This is a genomic window from Vibrio sp. R15-SG3-ISO1A, from assembly GCF_059833955.1.
The window spans coordinates 1-24,243 of record NZ_JCBDGH010000006.1 but is presented as its reverse complement, the minus strand read 5'-3'; the positions used below and the strand labels follow the sequence as shown (position 1 = coordinate 24,243).

At 47.9% G+C, this 24,243-nt stretch carries 25 protein-coding genes and 1 tRNA gene; 6 read left to right on the top strand and 20 right to left on the bottom strand.

Annotated features, from left to right (window positions below; genetic code table 11):
- Positions 1-340 precede the first annotated feature (340 nt).
- From AC6R0L_RS00390 to AC6R0L_RS00325, 14 genes are all read right to left on the bottom strand, one after another.
- Complete coding sequence (locus AC6R0L_RS00390) at positions 341-1,486, bottom strand: flagellin (protein WP_500627893.1); 1,146 nt, start codon at positions 1,484-1,486, stop codon at positions 341-343.
- Positions 1,487-1,917: 431 nt separating this feature from the next.
- Complete coding sequence (flgL, locus tag AC6R0L_RS00385; protein ID WP_500627892.1) at positions 1,918-3,111, bottom strand: flagellar hook-associated protein FlgL; 1,194 nt, start codon at positions 3,109-3,111, stop codon at positions 1,918-1,920.
- Between the two features lie 9 nt (positions 3,112-3,120).
- Positions 3,121-4,995 (bottom strand): flagellar hook-associated protein FlgK, encoded by a 1,875-nt coding sequence (gene flgK, locus AC6R0L_RS00380; RefSeq protein WP_500627891.1) that lies wholly within the window; start codon positions 4,993-4,995, stop codon positions 3,121-3,123.
- 264 nt (positions 4,996-5,259) lie between these two features.
- Positions 5,260-6,171 carry a flagellar assembly peptidoglycan hydrolase FlgJ gene (gene flgJ / locus AC6R0L_RS00375; RefSeq protein WP_500627890.1) on the bottom strand — a complete coding sequence of 304 codons (912 nt, stop codon included), beginning with the start codon at positions 6,169-6,171 and terminating at the stop codon, positions 5,260-5,262.
- 10 nt (positions 6,172-6,181) lie between these two features.
- Positions 6,182-7,273 (bottom strand): flagellar basal body P-ring protein FlgI, encoded by a 1,092-nt coding sequence (locus AC6R0L_RS00370; RefSeq protein WP_334551187.1) that lies wholly within the window; start codon positions 7,271-7,273, stop codon positions 6,182-6,184.
- Positions 7,274-7,324: 51 nt separating this feature from the next.
- Positions 7,325-8,107, bottom strand: a complete 783-nt coding sequence (flgH, locus tag AC6R0L_RS00365) for a flagellar basal body L-ring protein FlgH (RefSeq protein ID WP_487903741.1) — start codon at positions 8,105-8,107, stop codon at positions 7,325-7,327.
- Between the two features lie 22 nt (positions 8,108-8,129).
- Positions 8,130-8,918: a flagellar basal-body rod protein FlgG gene (gene flgG, locus AC6R0L_RS00360; RefSeq protein ID WP_487903742.1), complete on the bottom strand. Its 789-nt coding sequence runs from the start codon at positions 8,916-8,918 to the stop codon at positions 8,130-8,132.
- A 21-nt stretch (positions 8,919-8,939) separates the two neighbouring features.
- Positions 8,940-9,689 (bottom strand): flagellar basal-body rod protein FlgF, encoded by a 750-nt coding sequence (flgF, locus tag AC6R0L_RS00355; protein ID WP_334551190.1) that lies wholly within the window; start codon positions 9,687-9,689, stop codon positions 8,940-8,942.
- 196 nt (positions 9,690-9,885) lie between these two features.
- A complete protein-coding gene (gene flgE, locus AC6R0L_RS00350; protein ID WP_500627889.1) occupies positions 9,886-11,190 on the bottom strand; it encodes a flagellar hook protein FlgE in 1,305 nt (434 codons plus the stop codon).
- A gap of 43 nt (positions 11,191-11,233) precedes the next feature.
- Complete coding sequence (gene flgD / locus AC6R0L_RS00345; protein WP_334551193.1) at positions 11,234-11,944, bottom strand: flagellar hook assembly protein FlgD; 711 nt, start codon at positions 11,942-11,944, stop codon at positions 11,234-11,236.
- A gap of 16 nt (positions 11,945-11,960) precedes the next feature.
- Entirely contained in the window at positions 11,961-12,377 is a 417-nt protein-coding gene (gene flgC / locus AC6R0L_RS00340; protein ID WP_487903744.1) for a flagellar basal body rod protein FlgC, read from the bottom strand.
- A gap of 3 nt (positions 12,378-12,380) precedes the next feature.
- A complete protein-coding gene (flgB, locus tag AC6R0L_RS00335; RefSeq protein ID WP_334551195.1) occupies positions 12,381-12,776 on the bottom strand; it encodes a flagellar basal body rod protein FlgB in 396 nt (131 codons plus the stop codon).
- Positions 12,777-13,053: 277 nt separating this feature from the next.
- Positions 13,054-13,881, bottom strand: a complete 828-nt coding sequence (locus AC6R0L_RS00330; RefSeq protein ID WP_487903745.1) for a protein-glutamate O-methyltransferase — start codon at positions 13,879-13,881, stop codon at positions 13,054-13,056.
- 10 nt (positions 13,882-13,891) lie between these two features.
- Positions 13,892-14,818, bottom strand: a complete 927-nt coding sequence (locus AC6R0L_RS00325; RefSeq protein ID WP_334551197.1) for a chemotaxis protein CheV — start codon at positions 14,816-14,818, stop codon at positions 13,892-13,894.
- Positions 14,819-14,893: 75 nt separating this feature from the next.
- Here AC6R0L_RS00325 and flgA point away from each other — a divergent pair, with 75 nt between their 5' ends.
- From flgA to AC6R0L_RS00310, 3 genes are all read left to right on the top strand, one after another.
- Positions 14,894-15,652 carry a flagellar basal body P-ring formation chaperone FlgA gene (gene flgA, locus AC6R0L_RS00320; RefSeq protein WP_500627888.1) on the top strand — a complete coding sequence of 253 codons (759 nt, stop codon included), beginning with the start codon at positions 14,894-14,896 and terminating at the stop codon, positions 15,650-15,652.
- A gap of 83 nt (positions 15,653-15,735) precedes the next feature.
- Positions 15,736-16,053, top strand: coding sequence for a flagellar biosynthesis anti-sigma factor FlgM (gene flgM / locus AC6R0L_RS00315; protein WP_500627887.1), 318 nt, complete (start codon positions 15,736-15,738; stop codon positions 16,051-16,053).
- Between the two features lie 34 nt (positions 16,054-16,087).
- A complete protein-coding gene (locus AC6R0L_RS00310) occupies positions 16,088-16,513 on the top strand; it encodes a flagella synthesis protein FlgN (RefSeq protein ID WP_500627886.1) in 426 nt (141 codons plus the stop codon).
- Positions 16,514-16,603: 90 nt separating this feature from the next.
- Here AC6R0L_RS00310 and flgP read toward each other — a convergent pair whose 3' ends face one another.
- Positions 16,604-17,035 (bottom strand): flagellar assembly lipoprotein FlgP, encoded by a 432-nt coding sequence (gene flgP / locus AC6R0L_RS00305; protein WP_334551201.1) that lies wholly within the window; start codon positions 17,033-17,035, stop codon positions 16,604-16,606.
- A 12-nt stretch (positions 17,036-17,047) separates the two neighbouring features.
- Positions 17,048-17,683, bottom strand: coding sequence for a FlgO family outer membrane protein (locus tag AC6R0L_RS00300; protein ID WP_334551202.1), 636 nt, complete (start codon positions 17,681-17,683; stop codon positions 17,048-17,050).
- Between the two features lie 161 nt (positions 17,684-17,844).
- On the opposite strand from AC6R0L_RS00300, the gene AC6R0L_RS00295 reads away from it, so the two are divergent.
- From AC6R0L_RS00295 to AC6R0L_RS00285, 3 genes are all read left to right on the top strand, one after another.
- The gene (locus tag AC6R0L_RS00295) at positions 17,845-18,978 is read left to right on the top strand and encodes a flagellar assembly protein FlgT (protein ID WP_500627885.1); all 1,134 of its coding nucleotides are present in this window, start codon (positions 17,845-17,847) and stop codon (positions 18,976-18,978) included.
- A gap of 73 nt (positions 18,979-19,051) precedes the next feature.
- Positions 19,052-19,128, top strand: a tRNA-Arg gene (locus tag AC6R0L_RS00290).
- A 134-nt stretch (positions 19,129-19,262) separates the two neighbouring features.
- Positions 19,263-19,769 carry a Fe3+-citrate ABC transporter substrate-binding protein gene (locus tag AC6R0L_RS00285; RefSeq protein ID WP_334551234.1) on the top strand — a complete coding sequence of 169 codons (507 nt, stop codon included), beginning with the start codon at positions 19,263-19,265 and terminating at the stop codon, positions 19,767-19,769.
- Between the two features lie 76 nt (positions 19,770-19,845).
- Here AC6R0L_RS00285 and AC6R0L_RS00280 read toward each other — a convergent pair whose 3' ends face one another.
- The 4 genes from AC6R0L_RS00280 to AC6R0L_RS00265 form a co-directional block, all read right to left on the bottom strand.
- Complete coding sequence (locus tag AC6R0L_RS00280) at positions 19,846-20,808, bottom strand: OmpA family protein (RefSeq protein ID WP_500627895.1); 963 nt, start codon at positions 20,806-20,808, stop codon at positions 19,846-19,848.
- A gap of 246 nt (positions 20,809-21,054) precedes the next feature.
- Positions 21,055-22,482: a glutamate--tRNA ligase gene (gene gltX, locus AC6R0L_RS00275; RefSeq protein WP_487903517.1), complete on the bottom strand. Its 1,428-nt coding sequence runs from the start codon at positions 22,480-22,482 to the stop codon at positions 21,055-21,057.
- A 96-nt stretch (positions 22,483-22,578) separates the two neighbouring features.
- Positions 22,579-23,247, bottom strand: coding sequence for a DUF2057 family protein (locus AC6R0L_RS00270; RefSeq protein ID WP_500627894.1), 669 nt, complete (start codon positions 23,245-23,247; stop codon positions 22,579-22,581).
- A gap of 97 nt (positions 23,248-23,344) precedes the next feature.
- The coding region (locus tag AC6R0L_RS00265) for a porin (protein WP_500627884.1) at positions 23,345-24,243 on the bottom strand (899 nt) is incomplete at its 5' end.

Genomic DNA, 24,243 nt, shown 5'->3' with positions numbered 1-24,243 from the left:
GAGCAAGCTCAGAGTTCGAGAAAATATCATTAAAGTTTTGTAACTATTGACCGATCGGGTGCACTTAAGACATCAGTGCGAAAGAAATGAGATTGATTGAAGAAAGAGAAATCTGGAGATAAAAGAAAAGCCCCTTTTCCTTTGAGAGAACCGGGGCTATAGAGGTCACCAGTGCCTTTGGAGATCGAGAGAAATGATTCCGGGCTGGCAACCAAGACACAGGTAAAGCGGTTAAGCAGAGCAGGTTTGAGAGAGAACTCTGCTTATCCAATCACCCATGTTTGCCTGAATGCCTTCAAAAGCCCCACGTCTGGGTCTGCGCTAATGAAGATATTCGCAACTACTGCAATAGTGACATCGCAGAGTTTGGCAACTGTTTTGCTTGAGCGAGAATCGATGTCCCCGCCTGCTGCAGAATTTGTGCTTTGGTCATTGCCGTCGTCTCTTTGGCAAAATCCGTATCGCGGATTCGGCTGTTTGACGCTTCAACGTTTTCTTGGATGTTGGCCAAGTTATTAATACTGTGGCTGAGTCGGTTCTGCTTCGCACCCAGATCGGCACGCTGAGAGTCTACGTAGCGTAACGCCGCATCCAAGATACCGACCGCGTTTTGTGCGCCACCCACAGTATTCACATCAATACTCTGTACTGTGGTCTGAACACCAGGACCACCGTTGAGGCCAATCTCGGTCGCTAAGCCACCAGAGATATTCATATTGCCTTCCAAGTTAGGCTCAGCGGCAAAGATTTGCAGTCTGCCATCTTGATCGACTGAAGCTTTCAGTTTGTCGGTTTGACCGTTGATGTACGTCGCTAGCTCTTCGATGTCATCCCCTTCTTTCGCGAGGATATCGAGCGTCACCGCTTCGCCATCTTTGGTGGTGAATTCAAATTTTAGATCTCGTGCGCTGGCAGGTACGCCCCAGTCTTTGTCTTTACCCTTCTCGGCATCAGAGATGAACGACTGGCCTCCCATGCGAAAATCATCGGCACGAATGCTAGTCAATCCCATAATAATTGCTTCACCCGAGCTGGCACCGATCTGGAATGACGCCTCACCAAATGATCCGTTGAGCAACTTACGACCACCAAAAGAGGTCGTTTCTGCGATACGGTTAAGCTCATCTTGCAGTGCGGACACTTCTTCGTTCAGGGCTTGACGCTCTGAGGCGGAGTTGGTGCCGTTCGCAGATTGTAGCGATAGATCACGCATACGTTGCAGAATCGAGGTCGACTCGTTCATCGCCCCCTCTGCGGTTTGTGCAATCGAGATACCGTCGTTGGCGTTACGCATCGCGACATCTAAACCACGAGACTGAGCGGTTAGACGGTTTGAGATTTGCAGACCTGCTGCATCGTCTTTCGCACTGTTGATTTTTTGTCCTGAAGATAGGCGTTCCATCGACGTATTCAAATCGCCAGTCGCTTTATTCAGGTAACGCTGAGCGGTCATTGCTGACACGTTAGTGTTGACTGTAATGGTCATAGTTTGCTCTCCTAGTGAGTCGCAAGTTCTTGCGAAGCGGCCAGCTTAATCTCATTTGGAAGCACTGACCGTGTATGACTTGCTAAGCAGGCAGTAGCCGGCTTAAAAATTTCTACTCTGATTTTACTAATTCAAGTTGTATGCCAACTTAACAAAAAATAGCCAAATCAATTTATTTCAAATAACTATCAATAGGTTATGAACATCACCTTCATCGAGTTGCGCTTAGTTACTATCTGCTCGCTTGTGGGCGGCACTCGATGATTGCCGCTCGGTGGCAAGGTTTGCCGATAGACAGGCTAACGGGTTTTGCTCGGCGCTTAAGGCTTAGCACATAAGGCATGGAGCGTACCCATTGGTTATCCTGAACTTGAGTCAGACAACCCAATCACCGAGAGTGTTAAGCGTCAACTTGGACGATAAAGATCCCTTTAGAGATAGTTAAACAGGGTTAAGTCTTTTGTTTTTCCGAACGCTTGCTGCGAAGCCTGCAACGCACGCGTATTTTCGTTAAATTCGATGATCGCTTCCGAGTAATCCAAATCTTCAAAGTTACTTTTCGATTTGGCGAGCGTCATCTTAAAATCTTCATGCTGCTCTTCTTGAATATCGAGCGTGCTCAATCTTGCCCCCACATCCGTGCGCGCTTTATTGAGATGAATAAACGCCGAATGGAATTCTTGAGTCATTCGATGCAAACGTGCGGTATTGGACGTATCTGACACAGACCCTTGTGACAAAGCCATGGCTTCCTGAAAGGTATCGAAAATGCTGTAGCTTTTGCGCGGCTCAAGCGTGATTTCATCGCCCTTCTCGATTTGGCCTTTTACCTGGATCGTCAACTCCTCGTACTTGATTCCTTTCGCCGGATCAAAGGTATCGGCCTGAACCACACTGCCGTCGCGCTCGAGTTGATAGCCATATTTACCACCGGGCATATCAACAAACGTGACCTTATAGCTCGAGTCATCATCAGGATTAAAGTTGGTCGCGCGCTCAAGCAGCAACTCAGAGGTATCACCCAGGTTGTAGTCCGGCGAGTAATCACCGAAGGGGTTATCTATTTCCATAAACAGCTTGCTACCTGGATCGTTGATCGGCATTTCAAGCGTGTTGGAGATTTTCATCTTGCGTTGGTAGTCATCGCCTGCGTACACCACAGTGCCATCTTTATCTCGAAAGAAGGGTTGGTTTTTCGGCTTAGTCCCGGCAAAAATGTAGTTGCCTGATTCATCTTGTACATTTACCAAGTTAAGGAAGTTATTGCTGATTTCCTCAAGCTCTCGACGCTTCGCGATGCGGTCTTCAGGGGACAACGCACCGTTGATCATTTCCATCACGGTTCGCTTTGCTTCATCGGCGTACTCTTCTGCGTTAGAAATAATCACTTCGTGATGCTCAAGGCGATTCCGCGTCAGCACGATGGCATCGGTGTATTGGCGCAATTGCTCTTTCTGCTGACCAATATTCTGGATGTAGTGCGTGGCCAACGGATCATCACTGGCGCGCATCAACTTCTTACCTGAAGCGAGCTGCGCTTGGTTATGATGGACTTTTGCTTCTTGACGACGCAGATCGTTTTGCACCGACTGATAATTATGGAAGCTGGAAATACGGTTGATCATTTACGCCTCCTATCGCAATGCCAAAATCGTGTTAAAGGTGTCGTTTGCAGCTTGCATGATGCGTGAAGACGCCATGTACGCTTGCTGAAACTTCATCATGTTGGCGGCTTCCTCATCCAAGTTCACTCCGGAGATAGACGCTACACGCTCTTGTGCCGCCTCTTTCTCTAACCTTGAAACATCGGTTAAGCGTGATGCGGTAGACATCTGTAACCCGACGTTGGTGTTGAGGTTGTGATAGATATCGAGAATGGTCGACTCACCATCATTGAGCTTTTTCTCGGTTTGGATGTTTTGCATTTTGAGCAAGTTGCCGTTGTCCCCCTCGGAAGGGACAAGGTTTGCCGTAAATTTATCGTTCGGCAATGCCCCATCGGTTAGTTCAAAAATCGTACCTTGAACCTCGACAGGACCAAACGGTGGGTAATCTTGGGGCGGCAAGAGAATTTTGCCTTTTGTGTCCGTGACGGCAAACTGCTTCCCATCCGGCGATACCACCACTTCAAACTCGCGCAAATCCCCTACTTCTTCGATATTGAATTTCGCTTTACCTTGCGCGAAAGTGGTCGAAGCTTCATAACTCTGCGCGGCGATCGCGGTCGGATCATTGGTGGCCATTTTCATTTGCGCAGCGCCACTGCGGGTCGGACGAATCAATACGCGTTCGCCCGGCGATAAATCTTGATTGATTTCAATACGTAAGCCATCAATTTGCAGTGCATTACCTACTTGAGGTACGGCAAACTGCTCACCGGATGGGCGAGTAATGATGTAATCACCGTCGTGATACTGAAGCGAATACTCGCCACCTTCAAGCTGAGTGGTATCTTCAATATACACGGCTAAGTCCGCATTAGAATTTGAGGCTGTCACCACACGTGATTTGGCTATGATGTCTGAATTGACATCAGTAAAAATCAGACCACCAATTTCCCCCCTAAGATCGAGACCTTGAGATTGCAATCGATTCACTTCATAAGAAAACGACGTGGCGAGTTTGCCAAGCTCATCCATCAGTTGTGGGATCTTGTCATCACGCATCGTGAGCATAGCGCCCATTTTGCCATCAATATCTTTGGTGGTAATCGCTTTGATACCTTTACCCTCAATCATGGCTAAGCGGCGCTGATGTACATCTGGATAACCATCGATCATGGTTAAGCGACTCGCTTCCGTTCCTGACACTAAGGTATGCCCGTTACCGATATGGATGTTGAACCCTTCCGCATTCTTGCGCGGAGTCACGGTCACTTTGGTGTATTCAGACAGTTCTGCCACCAGCTTTTCGTGTTGGTCCATCAAATCGTTGTGCGGCCCAGGCGTTCTCATCATCAAACGATGCAAATCGCGTATTTCAAGCGCCAGTTGATTCATTCGCTCGACACCGAGATCGAGTTTTTTGTTGGTCACATCCGACTGACGGCGAATGGTCTCATGGAAATCATTGAGGTTTTGGGTGATCAAATTGGCTTTTTCGAGCACCACTTTACGTGCCCCGACATCATTGGGGCTGTCGGCAAGCGACTTCACCGCATCAAACCACTCATTGAGATTTTCTGGGATTTTTTTCGAGGCAACTGAGGAGAGCATGTTTGACAGCATTTCTAAGTTCGCTTCATCGTCGACTTTGTGCGCGTAATTGGTGGTCGAGACATTGAGTTCATTAACGGCAAATTGATCCCATGAGCGGCGAACTTTTTCCACATGCACGCCCATACCGTAGGTTTCCCCGCCATATTGACGCGGCATGTTTGTGCCTTGTATCACCGACTGACGGCTATAACCCTCGGTATTCACGTTCGAGATGTTGTGCCCTGTGGTGTTCAATTGTCTCTGAGCCGTCAGTACGCTTTGCGAACCAAGATTCAGAAGATCAGACGCCATATTGCCCCCAAGAAACCTTTATTTATCAGTGTTTACTGATTGCCTATGGACTTAATAGCAATATGTGTGCCAGGGTTAGTTTTCGAGAGTGTATGGGATAAGATTGATTGGATTAGGGGTGGTGGGAGGTGGGAGGTGGGAGGTGGGAGGTGGGAGGTGGGAGGTGATAGGTGATAGGTGATAGGTGATAGGTGATAGGTGATAGGTGATAGGTGATAGGTGATAGGTGATAGGGTCTGCTGAGAGACCCTATCGGTCAAGCCATTACATGCTATCAATACGTCGTTTGACACTCAGCACTTTATCCGCATAATCGGGGTCTGTGGCATAACCGGCATCATGAATGCCGCGAATAAACGCCTCATCATCGCCATTGTGCTTGAGCGCTGTGGTATAGCGAGGGTTTTGATTGAGGAAGCGCACATAGTCGTTAAAACTCTCTTCAAAGTTAGCGTAAGAACGGAATGCTGCTCGCTCTTGTACTGGCACCCCCTGATGATATTCAAGAGTTTGAGTGGACATCTTATTGCCTGCCCAGCTGCGGTCCGCTTTGATATTGAAGAGGTTGTTACTGCTACCACGCGAATTGTTGATGACTTTTTGGCCCCAGCCGGTTTCGAGCGCCGCTTGGGCAAGTAGCAATGATGAGTCCACGCCCAGCGCCTGAGCGGCCTTTTCCGCATAAGGCGACATTGACGCCACAAACGATTCTGGAGAGTCGAATGTGCTCGCTTGATCCTCTCCAATAACGCGCATTTCAGCAGGCGCATTGGCACGCTCTTCACGAATACGAGAGACTTTGTCCATCATGGCTTCAAAATCAGGGTTGCGGTTGTTCGCGGTTTCATTATCCACTTGGCCTGTGGAAAGCTGCGCCACAATCATGTCGGCAAGACCGAGTGAGCCAGAGGCACTCAATTCACTCGCCATCTGATCATCCATCATCTGACGATAGAACTGTTGGTTCTGGCTGTCCATCAAGCCGGATTCAAAGGTTGAATTGGCATCACGCATCGATTTGAACAGCATAGAGGTAAAAATCGCTTCAAACTGTTTAGCGGCGGCGTTGAGCGCTTCTTGCTCTGCCCCTTCCTCACCATTGACCGCTTTACGGCGCAGTGAGTCTAGGTTGGCGATATCATGAATAAAACCGATGTCATTTCCGTTATTGATCATATCGCCCCCGTTAAATGATGATCAGCTGACCTTCAATCGCGCCCGCTTGTTTCAGCGCTTGCAAGATTGCCATCAGATCAGACGGCGCCGCGCCGACTTCATTCACTGCACGAACCAGATCGTCTAGAGTCAATCCAGGCTCAAACTTAAACATCTTGCCTTGTTCTTCGGTGACTTCGATATCGCTGTCGGGGACAACAACCGTCTCACCACCACCAAACGCATTAGGTTGACTCACGTTAAGATTTTCTTTGATTGCCACTGTCATGCCACCATGAGTCACGGCAGCCGGCTTCAAGCGCACGTGCTGGCCGACAACGATAGTCCCTGTACGTGAGTTAACAATGATCTTCGCTGCACCGTCGGCGGGGTTAAATTCGAGGTTTTCAATCGCTGATAAAAAGGCCACACGCTGAGTGACATCGCGAGGCGCACGCACTTTCACCGACGTGGCATCCACCGCTGAGGCCATCTGAGGACCCAGGAAGTTATTAACGGCATCCGCCATACGCTGAGCAGTAGTGAAATCAGATTCAAGCAAGTTAAACGTGATGTAATCACCGCGACTAAACGGCGATGGGATTTCTCGCTCAACGATGGCTCCACTAGAAATCATACCTGCTGTCGGGTTGTTGCCGACAATTTTAGAACCATCAGCGCCAGTCGCACTAAAGCCACTCACCACCAAATTGCCTTGCGCCACCGCATACACTTGCCCATCTAGACCTTTGAGCATGGTCTGCATCAGTGTACCGCCACGCAAGCTTTTCGCCGAGCCTATTGAGGAAACCGTCACATCTACCGTCTGGCCTTGCTTAGAAAAGGGCGGCAACTCAGCCGTCACAATCACAGCGGCAACGTTTTTGGTCTTTGGCTTAGTGCCGGGCGGCAATTGAATGCCAAAGTTTTGCAGCATGGCGTTAAAGCTTTGATCGGTAAAGGGTGTCGATTCTCCTGTGCCCGGCAAACCTGTGACCAACCCGTAACCGACAAGTTGGTTACTACGAACACCGGCAATTTGAGCCACGTCTTTAATACGCGCAGCCTGAGCTTGTGTTACAACAAGCAGCGAGCTAATTAGGAAGACAAACAACGTTTTCATGGGGACACCTTTTTCTCTAACGCAATGCCAAAACATCGACATCAAACGGGATTAAAGAGCGACATTAAAAAATCGTGCCAAGAATCCAGGCTCTTGCATATCTTGTTGCGTTCCCGTACCAGAGTACTGGATTCGGGCATTTGAAATGCGCGTTGACGCGATGGTATTGTCGTAGTCGATGTCATCCGGACGGATGGTGCCGCTTAAGCGGATGTATTCGTCTCCCGTGTTGAGGGTCAACCACTTTTCACCGCGAATCACCAAATTTCCGTTCGCCAGAACTTCAATCACTTCGACCGAAATCGAGCCTGAAATGCTGTTACTTTGGTTCGCCGCCGCGCTGCCACTGAACGAATTATCATTGCTTAAGTTATATGAAAAATTGTAGTCACCAATGGTCAACTGCTGACCACCCACTTCCAGCGGATCCATCGACGCATCATTATTTTTTGACAGATCAGCGTCTGAGCTTTTCGCCGCTTTGGTACTTTCATCCAAAGTGACGGTGATGATGTCACCGATGCCTCTCGGTTTAGAGTCGTCGTACAAACTGACGGTCATTTTACCGGTATTAAACAACGAACCGGTTGCCGCCGCGTAGTGCTCCGGCTCATGCTTAGGATGAATGGGGGCCCAAGCAGGATCGCCAGCGACAGGGTCGGTGCGTCCTCGCAGAGTATCTACAATCCCAGAGCTATCATCGGAAGATTTATCTCCTTCTACAGCATCAACGGTAGTTGTACCTTGAACCACATCCGGTGTCTCGATTGGCATATCCAGCATGGTACAGCCTGAGAGCAGTGCTATCAGTGTTACACTAATGACTCGCATCATCACAATCCCCTTGCTCATTCAGTTATAGCTGTTGGTTTACGAAGCTCATCATCTTATCGACGGCAGAGATAACTTTTGAGTTCATTTCGTACACGCGCTGCGCTTCAATCATGTTGACTAGCTCTTCCGTCACGTTCACGTTTGAGGTCTCTAGCATCGATTGACGCACTTCACCAAACCCGTCAAAACCCGGTACGCCTTCTTGAGGGTCACCACTGGCACCGGTTGGCAAGTAGAGGTTTTGACCAATAGGCTCAAGACCACCAGGGTTGATAAAATCAACCGTAGTAATTTGCCCCAGAACTTGGTTATCTTGCTGACCTCTCACGCGCACAGAGACTTCCCCATCCGTACCAACAGTAATGCTGATGGCGTCGTCTGGAATCGTGATTTCAGGCTCTAAGGAATACCCCGAACCAGACGTGACAATCACACCTTCACTGTTGACTGTGAACTGACCATTGCGCGTGTAACCGATGTTGCCATCCGGCATCAATATTTGGAAAAAACCGTCGCCTTCGATCATCATATCGAGGCTGTTGTTGGTCGTTTGCGTATTCCCTTGGGTATGCACCTTCTGAGTTGCCACGACCTTAGAACCCGCGCCGAGCATTAAACCACTTGGCAATTCGGTATTTTGCGAAGATTGACCACCCGGCTGGTTGATATTTTGATAGAACAAATCTTCAAACACAGGACGGCTTTTCTTAAAACCCACCGTCGAGGCGTTAGCCAAGTTGTTAGAAATGGTCGAAATATTGGTTTGCTGAGCATCTAAGCCCGTCTTACTTACCCATAATGCCGGTTGCATAATTCTCTCCTAGAAACTGTCTTAGCTCATACGAAGCAGAGAATCAGACGCTTTGTCCATGTCTTCTGCTGTGCTCATCATCTTGACCTGCATTTCGAATTGTCGTTGAAGATCAATCAAGCTGGTCATCTCACCGATGGCATTCACGTTGCTGCCCTCTAACGCGCCTTTGAGCAGTTTTACGCCGGCATCCGCCTCGTAAGCTGCATTGGGATCTTTAGCGCGGAAGAGGCCATTGACATCTTTGTACAGTGATTGGTTGTCGTTGCGTGTCAGTTTGATGCGATCAACGATTTCGATCGCATCCGCTGGGGCGCCTTGTGGCACAACAGAAATCGTCCCATCAGTACCGATTTCCACTTTGCTCAACGGAATCGGTAGGGTGATCGGTGCGCCTGTCTCGCCCAAAACCAAGTTGCCATTACCATTGGTAAGCAAGCCATTGACGTCAATGTTGAGGTTACCGTTTCGAGTCAGGCCTTCTTTGCCCGTCTTGTCCATAACGGCAATCCAACCTTGACCTTCAATAGTGACATCGAGATCTCGCCCAGTGGTAATCACACTGCCTTGCTGAAAATTATGGCCAGGTCTCTCTGTCATGCTAAACACGCGGCTTGGCAAACCGTCGCCGTATGCTTGCATTGAGCGGGCTTGCGCCAAATCAGCACGGAACCCCGTGGTACTGACGTTTGCCAGGTTATTCGCTCTTAGCTGCATCGCTTGCATATTTTGCTTTGCTCCGCTCATAGCGAGAAACAGTGCACGATCCATAATTTGCTCCAACAATCACAATTTAGATCATTTAAAGCAATTGGCGTGCCAATAAAAATAAGCAAATATTATCAATCAGTTGAAAAGAGAAATGGCAATATAGAATAAGATTGGAGCGGCAATTGCCGCTAGAGGCAACAATAGCAAACCAACGATTGCCGTTAGTTTGCTATTCAGAAGATTGCGTGTGATTCGATTAACGAATCTGAAGGATATTTTGTTGAGTTTGGTTGTGCACTTCAAGTGAACGTGAGTTCGCTTGGAAGTTGCGCTGGGCTGAAATCAGATCCACCAGCTCTTGAGTCATATCAATGTTGGACTGTTCAAGCACACCACTATTGATTGTACCAAATGAGCCTTTGTTCGATTCTCCCCATACTTTGGCGCCAGAGTTTTGAGTGGCATCCCATTGAGTTCCACCCTTCTTATCTAGGCCTTGTTCATTGGCTACTCGAACCAACGCGACACGTCCCAAGGTGATATTCTCACCGTTAGAGTATGTGCCAAGGACACTACCGTTTTCATCAAAGTCAACCTTAGTCAAGAAGCCAGTAGTTGCACCATCTTCATCAAACTTGGTCAATTCAAACGGAGCCGCAAACTGAGTGGCACTATCAAGGCCAAACGACAATGTTTGGTTGATGTCTGCACCGTTCAAGTCAATCGGGTTAGCACCCGCCCCCAAAGGTTCGGAGACGATATTCTGCCCATTGTTTAAACTGGCTAGCGTACCATCATTATTGAAACGCATAGTGTGACCGACATGCCCCGTAGGACTCGTTGCATCACCACCAACGATGTTCAGTGGCTTCTCACCGGCACTGTCCGTCACCGTGTAGTATGTCTGCCACGTATTCGCCTGATTTTGATCTTTTAGATAGTAGGTCGTCAGTTTGTACGACTGGCCCATCGAATCATAAATCGTCGAGGACGTTGAGCGGTTGTACGTCTCTGGATCGGAATAATCAAACAAGGTTGGGTCCTTCAAATCCCCACCCGCAGGTAAGTTCACCCCTACTTCAATGTTTGCTGTTTGCTTTGGCTTACCAAACTCTTTTGGAATGTTAAGTGGCGAAGGCTCATAAGAGAGAACATCACCGGTATCTGGATTGACTTGGTAACCGAGTAAGAACTCGTCATTAGCGGTTACCATGTAGTTGTTTTTATCCAAATGAAACGCGCCGTTACGAGTCAGTTCATTGGATGTTGGGGTTAATCTGTCTTTTGCGACGGCAAAGAACCCCGTACCAGATACACGCAAATCCATCGGGTTATTGGTATAAATACTGGAACCTTCATGGAACTGCTGAGCAACCTGTGCTGCCTGCACACCTTGCCCTGGCGTTGTTTTCGCATGGGTAAAGAGTGAATTTGAGTACACATCGCCAAACTCTGCACGCGACTCTTTAAAGCCGAACGTGTTTGCGTTCGCAATGTTGTTACTGGTAGTGTTCAGATCTAACTGAGCTGCGGATAACCCGCTAAGTGCAACATATGACATTCCAAAATCTCCTATCTAGCTAGCGTCGTTTATCACTAACACGTTACGCTTTGCCAACTTCTAGTACTTCAGCAAGTCGAACTGGCGACTCGAAGCCAGCCAGATTGAGTAGTACGTTACCATCGCCTTTACCTAAGAGAACACTATTGACGTTTGCATAGGTTGATACCTCAAACTCTTTCGATTCTCCATCCAGCAAACCCGCGGCTCTCACCTTGTATTTGCCAGCCGGCAATGGATTACCGTTTTGATCCTTGCCGTCCCATTCGACTCGGTTGTCGCCCGCAGGCTTAGCACCAGCATCGAAGGTTCGAACAAGTTGGCCCATTTGGTCTTCAATACGCACCATCATGTTGTCTACGGATTGCGGAAGCTTGACCATCGCAGCCATGCTGCCAGTGTCCTTCTTCACACCCGAAGCGCCAGGGACTAATACATCACGTCCTACTAATGATGAGGCTTGAAGCGCTTGGTTCGACGTCATAGAGGTATTGAGCGTTTCGAACTGAGTGTTCATTTTGCCAATCCCGTCTACCGTCGCAAATGACGCCATTTGCGCAATCATCTGGTCATTACTGACCGGCTTAAACGGATCTTGCTGAGCAAGCTGCTTAGTGAGTAGTGATAAGAAGTCTTCTTGTTTAAGATCTTGCTTACCTGTGGTCTCATTAGGCTTATTCTTGTCTTGAAGCTGTTTAAGCTGGTCGATATAGGACAAGCCGTTTTGACCAACATTATTTATGCCATCGGCCATACGTTACCTCCTATCCTTATTGACCCATCTGCAGCGTACGCAGCAGCATTTGTTTGCTTGCATCTGCCACTTGAACATTCGTTTGGTATGAACGAGAAGCAGAAATCATGTTGGCCATTTCTTCCATCACATTGACGTTAGGTTTGTAAATATACCCTTCATCATTGGCAAGTGGGTGGTCAGGGTTGTACTCCGCGGTGAGCGGTTTATCACTTTCAACGATGCCCATTACCTTCACTGGCACCATATGGTCGCGGCCATACTTTGCCTTACTTAACTCTGCACCAAATACTGCATGGCGAGCCTTATAGGTATCTTTCGCAGAGCTTGAGATACTGTCCGCATTCGCCAAGTTGCTCGAGGTGGTATTTAGACGAACAGATTCAGCGCTCATCGCAGAACCAGTGACATTGAAAACGTTAAATAAGCTCATCTATTAATCCCCTTTGATTGCCTTGGTTAAGTTCTTGAACTTACTGCCTAGGAAGTCCAGTGACGCTTGGTGTCTAATTTGGTTTTGCATAAACAAGTTACGCTCTAAATCCACATCCACCGTGTTGCCGTCACCCGTGTCAGGTTGGGTTGGAAGACGATACATGACTTCCCCTGTCACCTGAGTAGAGGCAGGAATATGCCGACCATCCGTACGGCTAAGACTAATGCTTGCCCCCGACGTTGCCGCCTGTAATGCCTTTTGAAAGTCCATCCCTTTCGATTTATACCCAGGCGTATTGGCTTGCGCGATGTTGGTGGAAATCACCTCAGCATTACGCTCACGTACACCCACCGTATGTTGGTGGATACCTAGTGCATTGTCGAAAGAAATAGCCATGTTGACCTCTACTCAAAGAACTGACCGATACTATTAAATGATTTAGCAATTAGCGTACCAACTTTTAGGATTGCCATTGTTTAGCCATTTAATCGAGTGTACGAGACACTCACGTTTTGTTTAGCAATTACCGAGCCAATTTCCGGTCAGTTGGGAACCCGTCTTTGTCGATGTCATCATTGCTACACATAGGCATTGTTGCTACGGATAGGTATTCACAGTATGGCAGAAAAAAAATCCCAGCCACAAGGCTGGGATTTGAGTGAGAGTGGGAAAACTACTTGAGCTTGTAAATAATGCCTGGGTTGCAACGTACCATCTCAAAACGGTCGGTCAGCCCAGTGAGTGACTCCGATGCTCCAAGCAACAAATAACCACCGGGGTTAAGACTATTGGCCATCTGGTTGAGCACTTTCGATTTCATATCCGGCGAGAAATAGATCAATACGTTACGACAAAATATGATGTCAAATTTACCCAATAACGCATAGCTTTCCATTAAGTTCTGTGGTCGAAAATTCACCAAACGCTTCACGTTGTCTTTCACTTTCATTCGGCCATCTCCGGCATCTTCAAAGAAAGTACGACGACGCTCGGGTGAGAGACCTCGCCCTAGAGCAAGGTTGTCATAGATACCCGCTCGACACATATCCAACATGCTAGATGAGATATCCGTTGCCGTAATGGCCACACTCGGTAGCAAGCCTGGTTTGCGTTGCTGCGTCTCTAACACTGTCATTGCCATAGAGTAGGGTTCTTGACCCGACGAGCTAGCCGCTGACCATATTTTGATTGGGCGCTTATTCGCGGCCACTTCCGGCAGAAGCTTGTCGGCCAATACTGTAAATGGGTAACCATCACGAAACCATAAGGTTTCGTTGGTTGTCATCGCATCTACAGCGGCAACACGCAGCTCACGGTTTCTCCCAGTGACGACATCTCTCAACAGGTCAGATAAAGAGGCCAACTTAAACTTGGTCACCAGCGGACTCAAGCGGCTCCGAACGAGGTACTGCTTGCTATCCCCAAGCACAATGCCACATTGCGCTTCGAGGAAACGGCTGAAATCACGATACTCTTGATCGCTTATTGTTATGGCTGTCATTCAGTTCTCTTTAGTTAGTCAGCGCAGATTTCACTGCATTACCTAGCTCATCAGGATTGAATTTCGCGATAAATGAGTTGGCGCCTACACGCTCCACCATCGCTTGGTTAAAGACACCACTGAGTGATGAGTGAAGGATAACGTACAAATTTTTCAAATCGGCATTGCGGCGAATTTCGGCCGTTAACGTGTATCCATCCATCTCTGGCATTTCGATGTCTGAGATCACCAAGGAAATCTGGTCATAAATACTGCCTTCCGCGGCCATTTCCACCAGTTTTTCGTACGCTTCTTTCCCATCTTTAACCGCAATGACCTCAAAACCAATTGAAGTAATCGCTCTTTCTACCTGTTTCCGTGCCACAGTGGAGTCATCGGCAATGAGAATTCGGCGAACAATCTGTTTTTCTGTCTCAGCTTGGGCGATTTCCTCACCGATGGATGCATCCATGGTTTCATCAACCGGCGCGATTTCTGCAAGGATTTTCTCTACATCGAGAATTTCAACCAACTCGTTATCGATGTTGGTGACCGCAGTGAGGTAGTTTGCTTTACCTGCGCCATCTGGCGGCGGCAAGATCGCTTCCCAATGCATGTTGATGATGCGCTCGACAGAGGTGACCAAAAACGCTTGAATAGAGCGGTTGAACTCGGCAATGACAACGAAAGCTTTTTCTACATCTGTGGTCGGACGTCCACCGATGGCTAAACTTAAATCAATGACAGAAACCGTATGGCCACGAATGTGGGCGACCCCTTTCACCAAACGGTGCAGATTTGGCATAGAAGTAAGCTTAGGACATTGGAGCACCTCTTTTACTTTAAATACGTTTATTCCATAGCGCTGACGCCCCATCAGGCGGAAGGTAAGGAGTTCCAATCGGTTTTGACCGACGAGTTGCGTACGCTGATTCACAGAATCAAGAATACCGGTCATAAGCTCATCTCCATCTAAAACTTTCGTGTCAAAAAATGATAGTCTACTACAAGCTAAGAAATTCTAGGAAACAGAATGAAGAACCTAAAATCACAGTTTTGTTCAATTTCCACTAGTTGTTCTTTCACTAAGTGTAGAGCTTTATTTAAAAGAGTTTATACGTCTATCGGTGTTTTGTGTATTTTCTTTAGCTTTTCAGTCAATTCCGCTACCGAAGCTCAGATATTTGCCATACAAAATGCCGCTCAAGAGTACATTTTAACCAATGTCGAATGGCCGACAGGTGGTACTTTGGAGGCAGACGCCGCCTCCATCGATAGTCGTATTTTTGCCACAGATTGCCCCGAGCCGCTTGTTGCATCCTCTAGTTCCACCAACCCGATGGCCAGTAATATTACCGTCCAAGTCGAGTGTGAAGCGGATAACTGGCGGGTCTATGTGCCCGTTCGCCTGACGAGAACCGGTCCACAAGTCACTCTACTGAGCCCAATTTCCCGTGGACAAATCATCGCAGCACACGACATTACAATCAGCATGGTTGATTTGCAACGCTTCAGACGGCAAGGTTTTTCCTCGCTCGAAGCGGTCATTGGAGCCAAAGCAAAAAAAAACATGAACGCGGGTGACGTAGTCGAAAACCGTGATATTTGCGTGGTGTGCCGCAATGAAACCGTCACCATTCGCGCCGTACAGTCTGGTATGACCATCACCACCAAAGGCGTGGCTTTGACAGATGGATCTCACGGTGAGCAGATAAGAGTGAAAAATAGTAAATCCAACCGTATAATTGAAGGCAGAGTAACAGGCATTTCAGAAGTCACGGTTATTTTTTAACTTTGGTTGAAAAAGCACTAAAGTTATTCGCCCTGTAGTCGATAGTGACAGTACAGGTCATCCTCTAATTAAAAGGCTCAAACATGGCAGGTATTGATAACATTCGTGCAGGGCAGACGTTAACCACGTCCACTCGTAGCCCCTCGCGTAGTGAAACGAACGCAACATCCAGCACAAGTGACTCTCCGAGCAAGTCGGGTGTGGCGCAAGATTCGGTGTCCCTCAGCACACAAGGTAAAGCGGTGGGCGAGATGCATAACCAAATGGCAAGTCAACCCAGCTTTGACAAAGCAAAAGTGGCGGCAATCAAAGAAGCGATTGCAAACGGCTCTTATTCCGTGGATCCGGAAAAGCTGGCTGACAACATGATGAAATTCGAAAAAGAGCTTGGTGGTTTTTAACCACTGAATTTGGAACTGAAGAAACAATACCACCATGGCAGCGTTAAAAGGGCTTGTAGATTTCCAATTGCAAAGCGCAACCGAGTTGTCGGCACTGTTAGAGCAAGAAAAAGTGGCGATAGCCAGTCGCGTCTCTAAAGATATCGAACAGGTTGCGAAAGCGAAGGTTGATCTTATCTCTAAGCTTCAACAAACCGATCAACGCATTCAGAAACACCCCGATGTTGAGACGCTGACGAGCGATCCAGAGTTGAGCCCTCTGGTCGACAAGATCCGCAGCATCATCTCTGATTGCCAGCAGGCCAATGCCGTCAACGGTGAAGCATTGCAACGTGCTCAATTGAGCTTCAATAAACTCAACAATCTCATGAAACAGTCCCAGGGTAAGCTTGGTATGACGTACACTGCCGAAGGGCAAACCAGTAACGTCACCACCCTTGGCACTAATATTAAAGCCTAAAGTCGCTATCGCGTTACATTGTTAGGATGATATAAAAACGGCGCTCATAAGAGCGCCGTTTTTATATCGGAAATCAGAGAAAAGATGTGCCTAGAATAACGTTTGCTGGCGTTTTTCTGGAACTTGCTGCACTTCCCCATAGTCTCGCAACTGATTCATTTTTTTGACATCAAGTCGAAGTTCCGTGACGTAACTGTCACCGACTTTATAACTACGGACTACTTCAGCACCACGAATGACCCCATCTACGGCTCCCGATGTCAGCTCTGTCCCTAAGCGTTGATCTTTCAAATCTGCTCTGGCACTCACTCTCAAACCATACACCTGTTCGGCGAGCTCTCGGTAAGCGTCAATTTTAGAGGCTCTCATCGCCCGAACTTGCTTCTCTTCTTCATTGTTGCCTTTTTGCTCACTAATGCTTGCGTAACCAACAGCCGTGAGCCAATCTTCAGGCCGCATGTTTTGAATCGGCTGACAGCCCACCATAATGAGAGCAACTATCAGTAGTATCACTTTTTTCATCATGTCTCCCTACTATGGTCGCAAAATAACAGTGTATGGCTGAGTCATCGTTGGGTCAGAACGAATCAGCACTCCATCTTGAGTACGGATACTATTCAATGTATCCAAATCGCGACCAATTCGGTCAGCCGGTAAGAAACCCTGTGCGGTGGCGACAACAACTCTAGACTGCATCCCCACAACTCGCGCATTCACGATCACCCCCCCTTCTTGGCGAAGCATGGTGCCCGTCAACACGTACTGGATATCTTGCTCCTGAGCAAGGTCCTTCCAATCGCGGCTAAACGCGAAATCACCCGAATGTGTGACCTGAATCGACCCTGTCGTTTTGAAATCAACGACTTTAAAACCGCGGCGTTGAAATTGATGGATGAACCCCTCTGACACTGAATTTCCAAGCCAGTTCGTCGCATCCATATTTTGCAAGTCGACAAAAGAGGTCACGGCGATGGGCGTTCGTGCTGATACACTCGTGTTTGAAATCATCAAGTCTTCTGTCATGCTCTCAACAAAGAAGTCAAGAGTATGACGCGGACTTTCCATCAACATAAATTGTGAACCACGGTAAGCTTCTTTACCGTTGTATATTGGGGCGTAAGCACAAGCCGTCAGCATGACGACTGGTACAAGCAATAACCATTTTTTCATTCTCTTATCTCCGATAACCCTAGGCATTCTTCGTTCCGACCGTTTTTAGTTGAAAAAGTGGAACGCTCTTTGCTTTTCTAATTGTGCAATCATTTAGAATCACAATGCCTAAATCAGCTAAGATTAACTAAGCAAAAAACGAACCAAGTTGGTAATCGAACATGAAAAAAACACTTCTGACCGTTATCTCTGGCTTGTATCTTAGCCTCTTCTCCTCGATCGCGAATGCAGGCTGGTATGAGGTCACCGGCGTCGCTACCGTGGTGTCATCAGAAGAGGTGGCAAGAATACATGCGTTAGAAGATGCGCTTTATAAAGCAGTCAGCTTTTCTGGCGCTGACATCGGCAGCATTAGTAACTTGCGTCCCTTCTTGGAAACATCGCAAAAAGAGTATCAATTTACTAATAGTGAAGTGCGTTACATCTTGATTGAGGAGCAGAGAGTACGCAGTGGCACCATGTACTTACGTGCGCGTATTGACATCTATCCATCGGCAACAGGTTGCCACGTGAGTCAATACAAGAAGACTCTCTTAGTGGGCAATATCGATTTAGCTTCACCCCAGCAAGCTGTCATGGGGCAAATCTATAGTGTCGGGGACGACTTCGCCCAAGTCATCAACCGCCAACTCGACAATGAATCGGCAAGTTTTGTATCGGTAGGCACCACAGATTTTGAAATCAACAAAGATTACCCAGAAAGATTAAAAATGATCGCGCAAGATACTGGCGCGCAGTACATCATTGGCGGCGTTATCAACGACTTGACAGCGACCATTGAACAAAAATTGCTGCAAGACGACATCATCAACCGACAGTTCTCACTCGAGATGACGGTGTACGACGGCAAAACGGGTAATGAGGTTTACCACCGCAACTATCGTGAAGTGGCAAAATGGCCGTTCCCTAAAACCAGCCAAGTGGACACTAAGAGCGCGCGTTTTTGGGCGTCGACCTACGGCAGTATGATGTTGCGCGTAAGCCGAAACATCATGTTGGATCTTGAATCTGAAATCTCTTGTAAAATCACCTTACCTGAAGTGGTCGCCAAGTGGGGCAACACCATTACCATGGATCTCGGTCGTGTACATGGCGTCGTCGAAGGCGATAAGTTGCAGCTATGGCATACAGGTTCTTTCATCGACCAACGTGGGTTACCACGCAATAAAGTCACAGAAACGGACATCACACTGACGGTATCTCGTGTGTATGAAAACGAAGCTGAGCTTACTATTGACCAACCCGAGTTACTGGGGAGTATTCAAATTGGCGATGTGATGCACAAACTGCTCTAGCGATGTTCAAAAGTAAATCAGATCATAGTGTTACCTCTTAACAACAGCACAAATTGGGGTATCATACTCCTGAGCTCCCGTGGCACAGCTGGATAGCGCGGCCCCCTCCTAAGGGGCAGGTCACAGGTTCGAATCCTGTCGGGAGCGCCAATATTCAAGAGCGGGTATCCACTCGCTCTTTTGCTTCCATTGTGAGCCTCTGCGCAATTACTTTTACTCTCTATTTTCCCTTGCGGCGAATCTCTTCTAAACTAGTAATTAACAAAGTTGTAGATAACCGCACAATGACAAAAAGCAACCTCATTACCAATACAGGCCATCGTTTTATTTCAAAAGCGAAAACCGCCTACAAAATTCATATCCATACGCCGGATGATAAGGTGTTGCACCGTTCGGTTGGCTATGTTCGTATCGGTGAAAAAAAAGGGCTGCAAAAAGCGATTCGCCTGAGAAATGAGCTGGGTAGCGAAATGTGGGGCAAATTCTGGCGTCGCATCCTCAAAGATCCCTACCTGATCACGCGCCTCCCCCACTCACTGGAACCTAAAATTATTTATAAACCTCGACCCACAAAACACGATCCGGAGGCGAGAGACGAATGCTATATCGCCGCATGGAGAAACTACGATGACAATGGCCGTTTAATCTATAAAAGTGTCGTCTGTTCTATCAAAAAGCATGGTCGCTTGGGTGCCTACACCAAAACCAAAAAAGCCCTATTGGAAGCCAATAAGGATAATCTTGAAATACTCGAGTTCATGGGCCGCTTAACGAGTATCGCTCTCAAATAATCAAACTACGTTCTCAAGCCATAACGTAAAAAGCCTTGGCAGATGCCAAGGCTTTAGTATCAACATAGTGATCAACTTACTCTTCGTATTCAAACTCAGGAACGTTGATTTCGACGCGACGGTTCTTTTGACGACCTTCGCTCGTCTCATTTGACGCGATAGGGCTAGATTCACCTTTGCCCTCTGCAGTGATGCGCGAAGCATCGATGCCTTCATTTTCAAGCAAGCCGGCGATCGCTTGCGCACGCTTCTCTGACAACGTCTGGTTGTACGCCGCTGAACCTGTGGAGTCCGTGTGACCTGTAATGGTAACGGTAGATTGCGGATACTGCTTCATCATGGCAACAAGTTTGTCGAGCATCGCGACACTTTCTGACTTTAGCTCAGCGCTGTTCACTTCGAAGATACCGGCATCAACCAACTGGGCGGTGAATTTCTTGGTTGCAGGCTCGGCGACCACTTCTTGCACCGGCTCTGCCACCATCACCTCGGCGACGGGCTCTTCCGTTGTCATCGGCTGATCACTCGCACCGAAACGGTAAACGAAATTCATCGTAGCAGAGTTCACGGCTGCACGAGCTGAGTTGTTATTTACGTCAGTCAAGCGCTGATATTCAATACGCACACCAGTGGACTTGCTCGCATTAAGCTCAACACCCACAGCCCCTAAGAATGACGCATCATTCTCACTTCCATAATCGACATAAGCACCGCCAACTTTACCGTAGAGTGAAATCACATCGGTCAGAGGTACACTGAGTTTCGGCGCAAGGGTAAACGCGCTGGCGGACTCGTCAGCAATACCATCAGCGGTGTATTTACCGAGATAGTCATAACCGGCTTCTAGGCCAAGCCAGTCCACAAATTGGTAACCCGCGAACACACCACCAGTGATGGCATCATCATCACAATCTGCGGTCATATCACACGCATCATTTAACCAAGATTTACCGACTTTACCCCCTAAGTACACATCAGCGAATGAAGGCGCTGAAGAGAAAGCGAGAGCACTTGCTACAACCACTGCTACTGTTTTTATTTTCATTTATTTTCTCCTTAATGCGCGGTCCGTTGACCACCACTTCCATTGGAAGACACCCTTTCAGAATATGTGAAGAATTACCAAATGTCTTGTCTCAAAGGTTAAAATAGCGTGAAAAATTATATTGATAAGTCAGTGATTAGTTAAACAAAGAAACCCAAAACTAGTGAACACACCATAGATGTAAAAAAGCCGCAGAGATTAACCACTGCGGCTAGTGTCTTGATCTACTTAACGCGCGATTTACGCGTTCGCTTCACGCTCAGCAATAAAAGCAAGTGCCAATTCAATACGAGCGACAACGCGTTCTTTACCGATAAGCGCCATCACGGCATCCACTGATGGTGATTGACCACCGCCAGTCACAGCGACGCGCAGCGGCATACCAATTTTACCCATGCCGATCTCAAGCTCTTCACACACAGTCGCAATGATCGCTTGCTTGATGTTGTCGGTTGTCCACTCTGTCAGGGCTTTGGCTTTCTCTAGAGCAAGTTGCAGAGGCTCTTTGGCAACGCCACGAAGGTGCTTCTTCGCCGCCCCGGCTTCAAACTCCGAAAAATCTTCGTAGAAGTATCGAATTTGCTCAGCCAGTTCCACTAATGTGTGACAACGCTCGCCGACCAGTTGAATCACATCTGTGATCGCAGGGCCATTTGAGATATCAAGTTTTTGGTTATCCAAATGCCATTGAAGATGCGTTGCAACGTACGCTGGATCGGAGGTTTTGATGTAGTGGTTGTTCAACCAAAGTAACTTGTCTGTGTTAAACGCAGAAGCAGACTTAGAAATCGCCTTCAAGGAGAAATGTTCAATCATCTCTTCGCGTGAGAAGATCTCTTGGTCGCCATGAGACCAGCCCAAACGCACTAGGTAGTTGTTGAGTGCATTCGGCAGATAACCTTCATCACGGTATTGCATCACAGAGACCGCGCCGTGGCGTTTTGACAGCTTCGCACCGTCATCACCCAGAATCATGGCACAGTGGGCAAACGTTGGCACGGGTGCACCTAGCGCTTTGTAAATATTGATTTGACGAGGCGTGTTGTTGATGTGGTCTTCACCGCGAACAACGTGAGTGATACCCATGTCCCAATCGTCGACAACAACCACAAAGTTGTAGGTTGGCGCGCCATCCGTACGACGGATAATCAGATCATCCAACTGATCGTTGCCAATTTCGATGCGGCCGCGAATTTGGTCGTCAAACACTACGCTGCCTTCTTTCGGGTTGCGGAAACGAATCACACACGGATCACCCTCTTTTGCTGCCGCGTTGGCAGCGATAATTTTCGGGTGGTTGGCGTCGTAGCGCGGCATCTGCTTTGCTTCTTCTTGTTCTGCGCGAATTTCATCAAGCAGCTCTTTCGGTGCGTAACATTTGTACGCTTTGTCTTCAGCCAGCAGTTTGTCGACCATTTCATTGTAACGATCAAAACGCTTGGATTGGTAGTACGGGCCCTCGTCCCACTCAAGTCCCATCCATTGCATGCCTTCAAGAATCGCATTGACAGCTTCTTGTGAATTACGCTCAAGGTCGGTGTCTTCAATACGAAGTACAAATTCACCGCCTTGGCTTTTTGCGTAGAGCCAAGAATAAAGAGCAGTACGAGCGCCACCCACATGGAGGTAGCCTGTCGGGCTTGGAGCAAAACGAGTTTTAACCGTCATGTAAAATACCTTGATTGTCTGAATGACTGCGCCGCCTTCCGTTTGCGAGGAGTGTGACGCCAAAATTGCGCGTTATTTTAGCACCGATATGTAAATCTACAATCCGTGGTTAAGGTGTTTTACTGCCCAAGAGAGAAACTCTTGGCGTTCTGAGGCTGGAAGCGTGAGAAAATCATGTTGCAACCGCGATGTGCGTGTCAATTCCTCCTTATCCGTCAAACTCGGCGTCGCCTCTAGAAAAACGTCGGATGACGTTGGAGACCTAGCAGCTGTCGCAGTTGATGTTAATGTTGAGGTGCGCAGCTGCGCTTTACCATCACCAAGTTCGTTGTAGCTTGCTAACATTTCATCGTAATTTTTGGTTAGAGAAAAACTCTGGTCGTAGATTTCATCGTATTGATACGGCAAAGGCTGGCCATTGACGTGTAAATGGACACTCGGTGCCCGTTTATACCGCTCGACCCCTCTTTGATCGCGGATAACAAAGGGTTCTGCAATGGTCACCGCTTGATCGTGCGCCTCAAATGTGACCACTAGAGGTAAGCCATTAAACTTCTGTTTACCTCCGTTGGTGTCAATCATCCCACTGACTCGCACTAGCAGTTGATTGGTGCCGTTGGGCAGTTGCCATTCACCCTGTTTAACATGAACAATGGTATCGGTTGAGTTGAGCGCTAACACCTCCACTCGCCCCTCGGTCGTCAATTGCACGCTGGCCCACAGTGACTGACAGATAAACAAACTCAGCAGCGTTAATGCTCTCATCACGATCTTTCCTCTATTTTTATAATGGCATAACAGTGGCAAAAAGCACAAAACGACAAAAGGCGGACAGAGCCCGCCTTGTCTTTCTTGCTCTAAATTAGAATACCCATTCGGTACCGATACGAATCATCAAATCGTCATCAAACGCTGCGTCGTCTTGTTGTGTCAAACGAACGAAGGTGTAGACAGAGTTAAATGAGTAACCGAATTCACCACTGATTGAGGTAGAATCCAGCTCCTTATCTTTTCGGCCATCTTGCTTACCGGTTTGATCCGCGTAGCCGACACGAATATTGGCATTGCCAAAGTAGTAGTTCGCTTGAATGGAGTAAGCGTCGATTTCACGCTCTTTGTAGCCGTAGCCGCCACCATTGTTGGTCGAGTCGTAAGAGCCAGACTTGTACGCACCTAATAGGTTGAAGTTGTCGAGTGGGCGAAGCTCAAAACCGACAAAGTACGCATCTGTGTCACCAATTGATGCTGCAACTCCTGGTTTCCATGAAGGCTGACCATTTGGATCTGGGTTGTTCGTATCCCAAATGCCAGATTCGCCACCTTCAAACGTCGTTCCTTCTGCGGTTTCAAACGCCGCATGCAGGGTCAACATATCGATTGGCGTCACAGAGATAGAACCACCAAAGAAATTCGAATCTTCGTGATTTTCGCTACCGTTACCACCAGCTAAACTAAATTTCACCATCTCACCGATCACTGGCGAATCGTAGCGGAACATTTGGCTCTTACGGTCAAAGTGGTAACGCTCACCGCTGCGCCATGCGCGGTCGAATGTGCGGCCTAAGTTTGATGCTGAGTATGGCCAGTCCACCAATTCATACATAGGTGTCAACATACGACCAAAACGCACGGAGCCCCAATCATCGCCGCGTAGGCCAACGAAGGTATCACGGTTGCCGAGCTTAGCGCCGTCATCCAGAACCCAACCCGATTCCACTTGAGCAAATGCCGTGACGCTGTCCGTCATCACTTTCGCAGCGC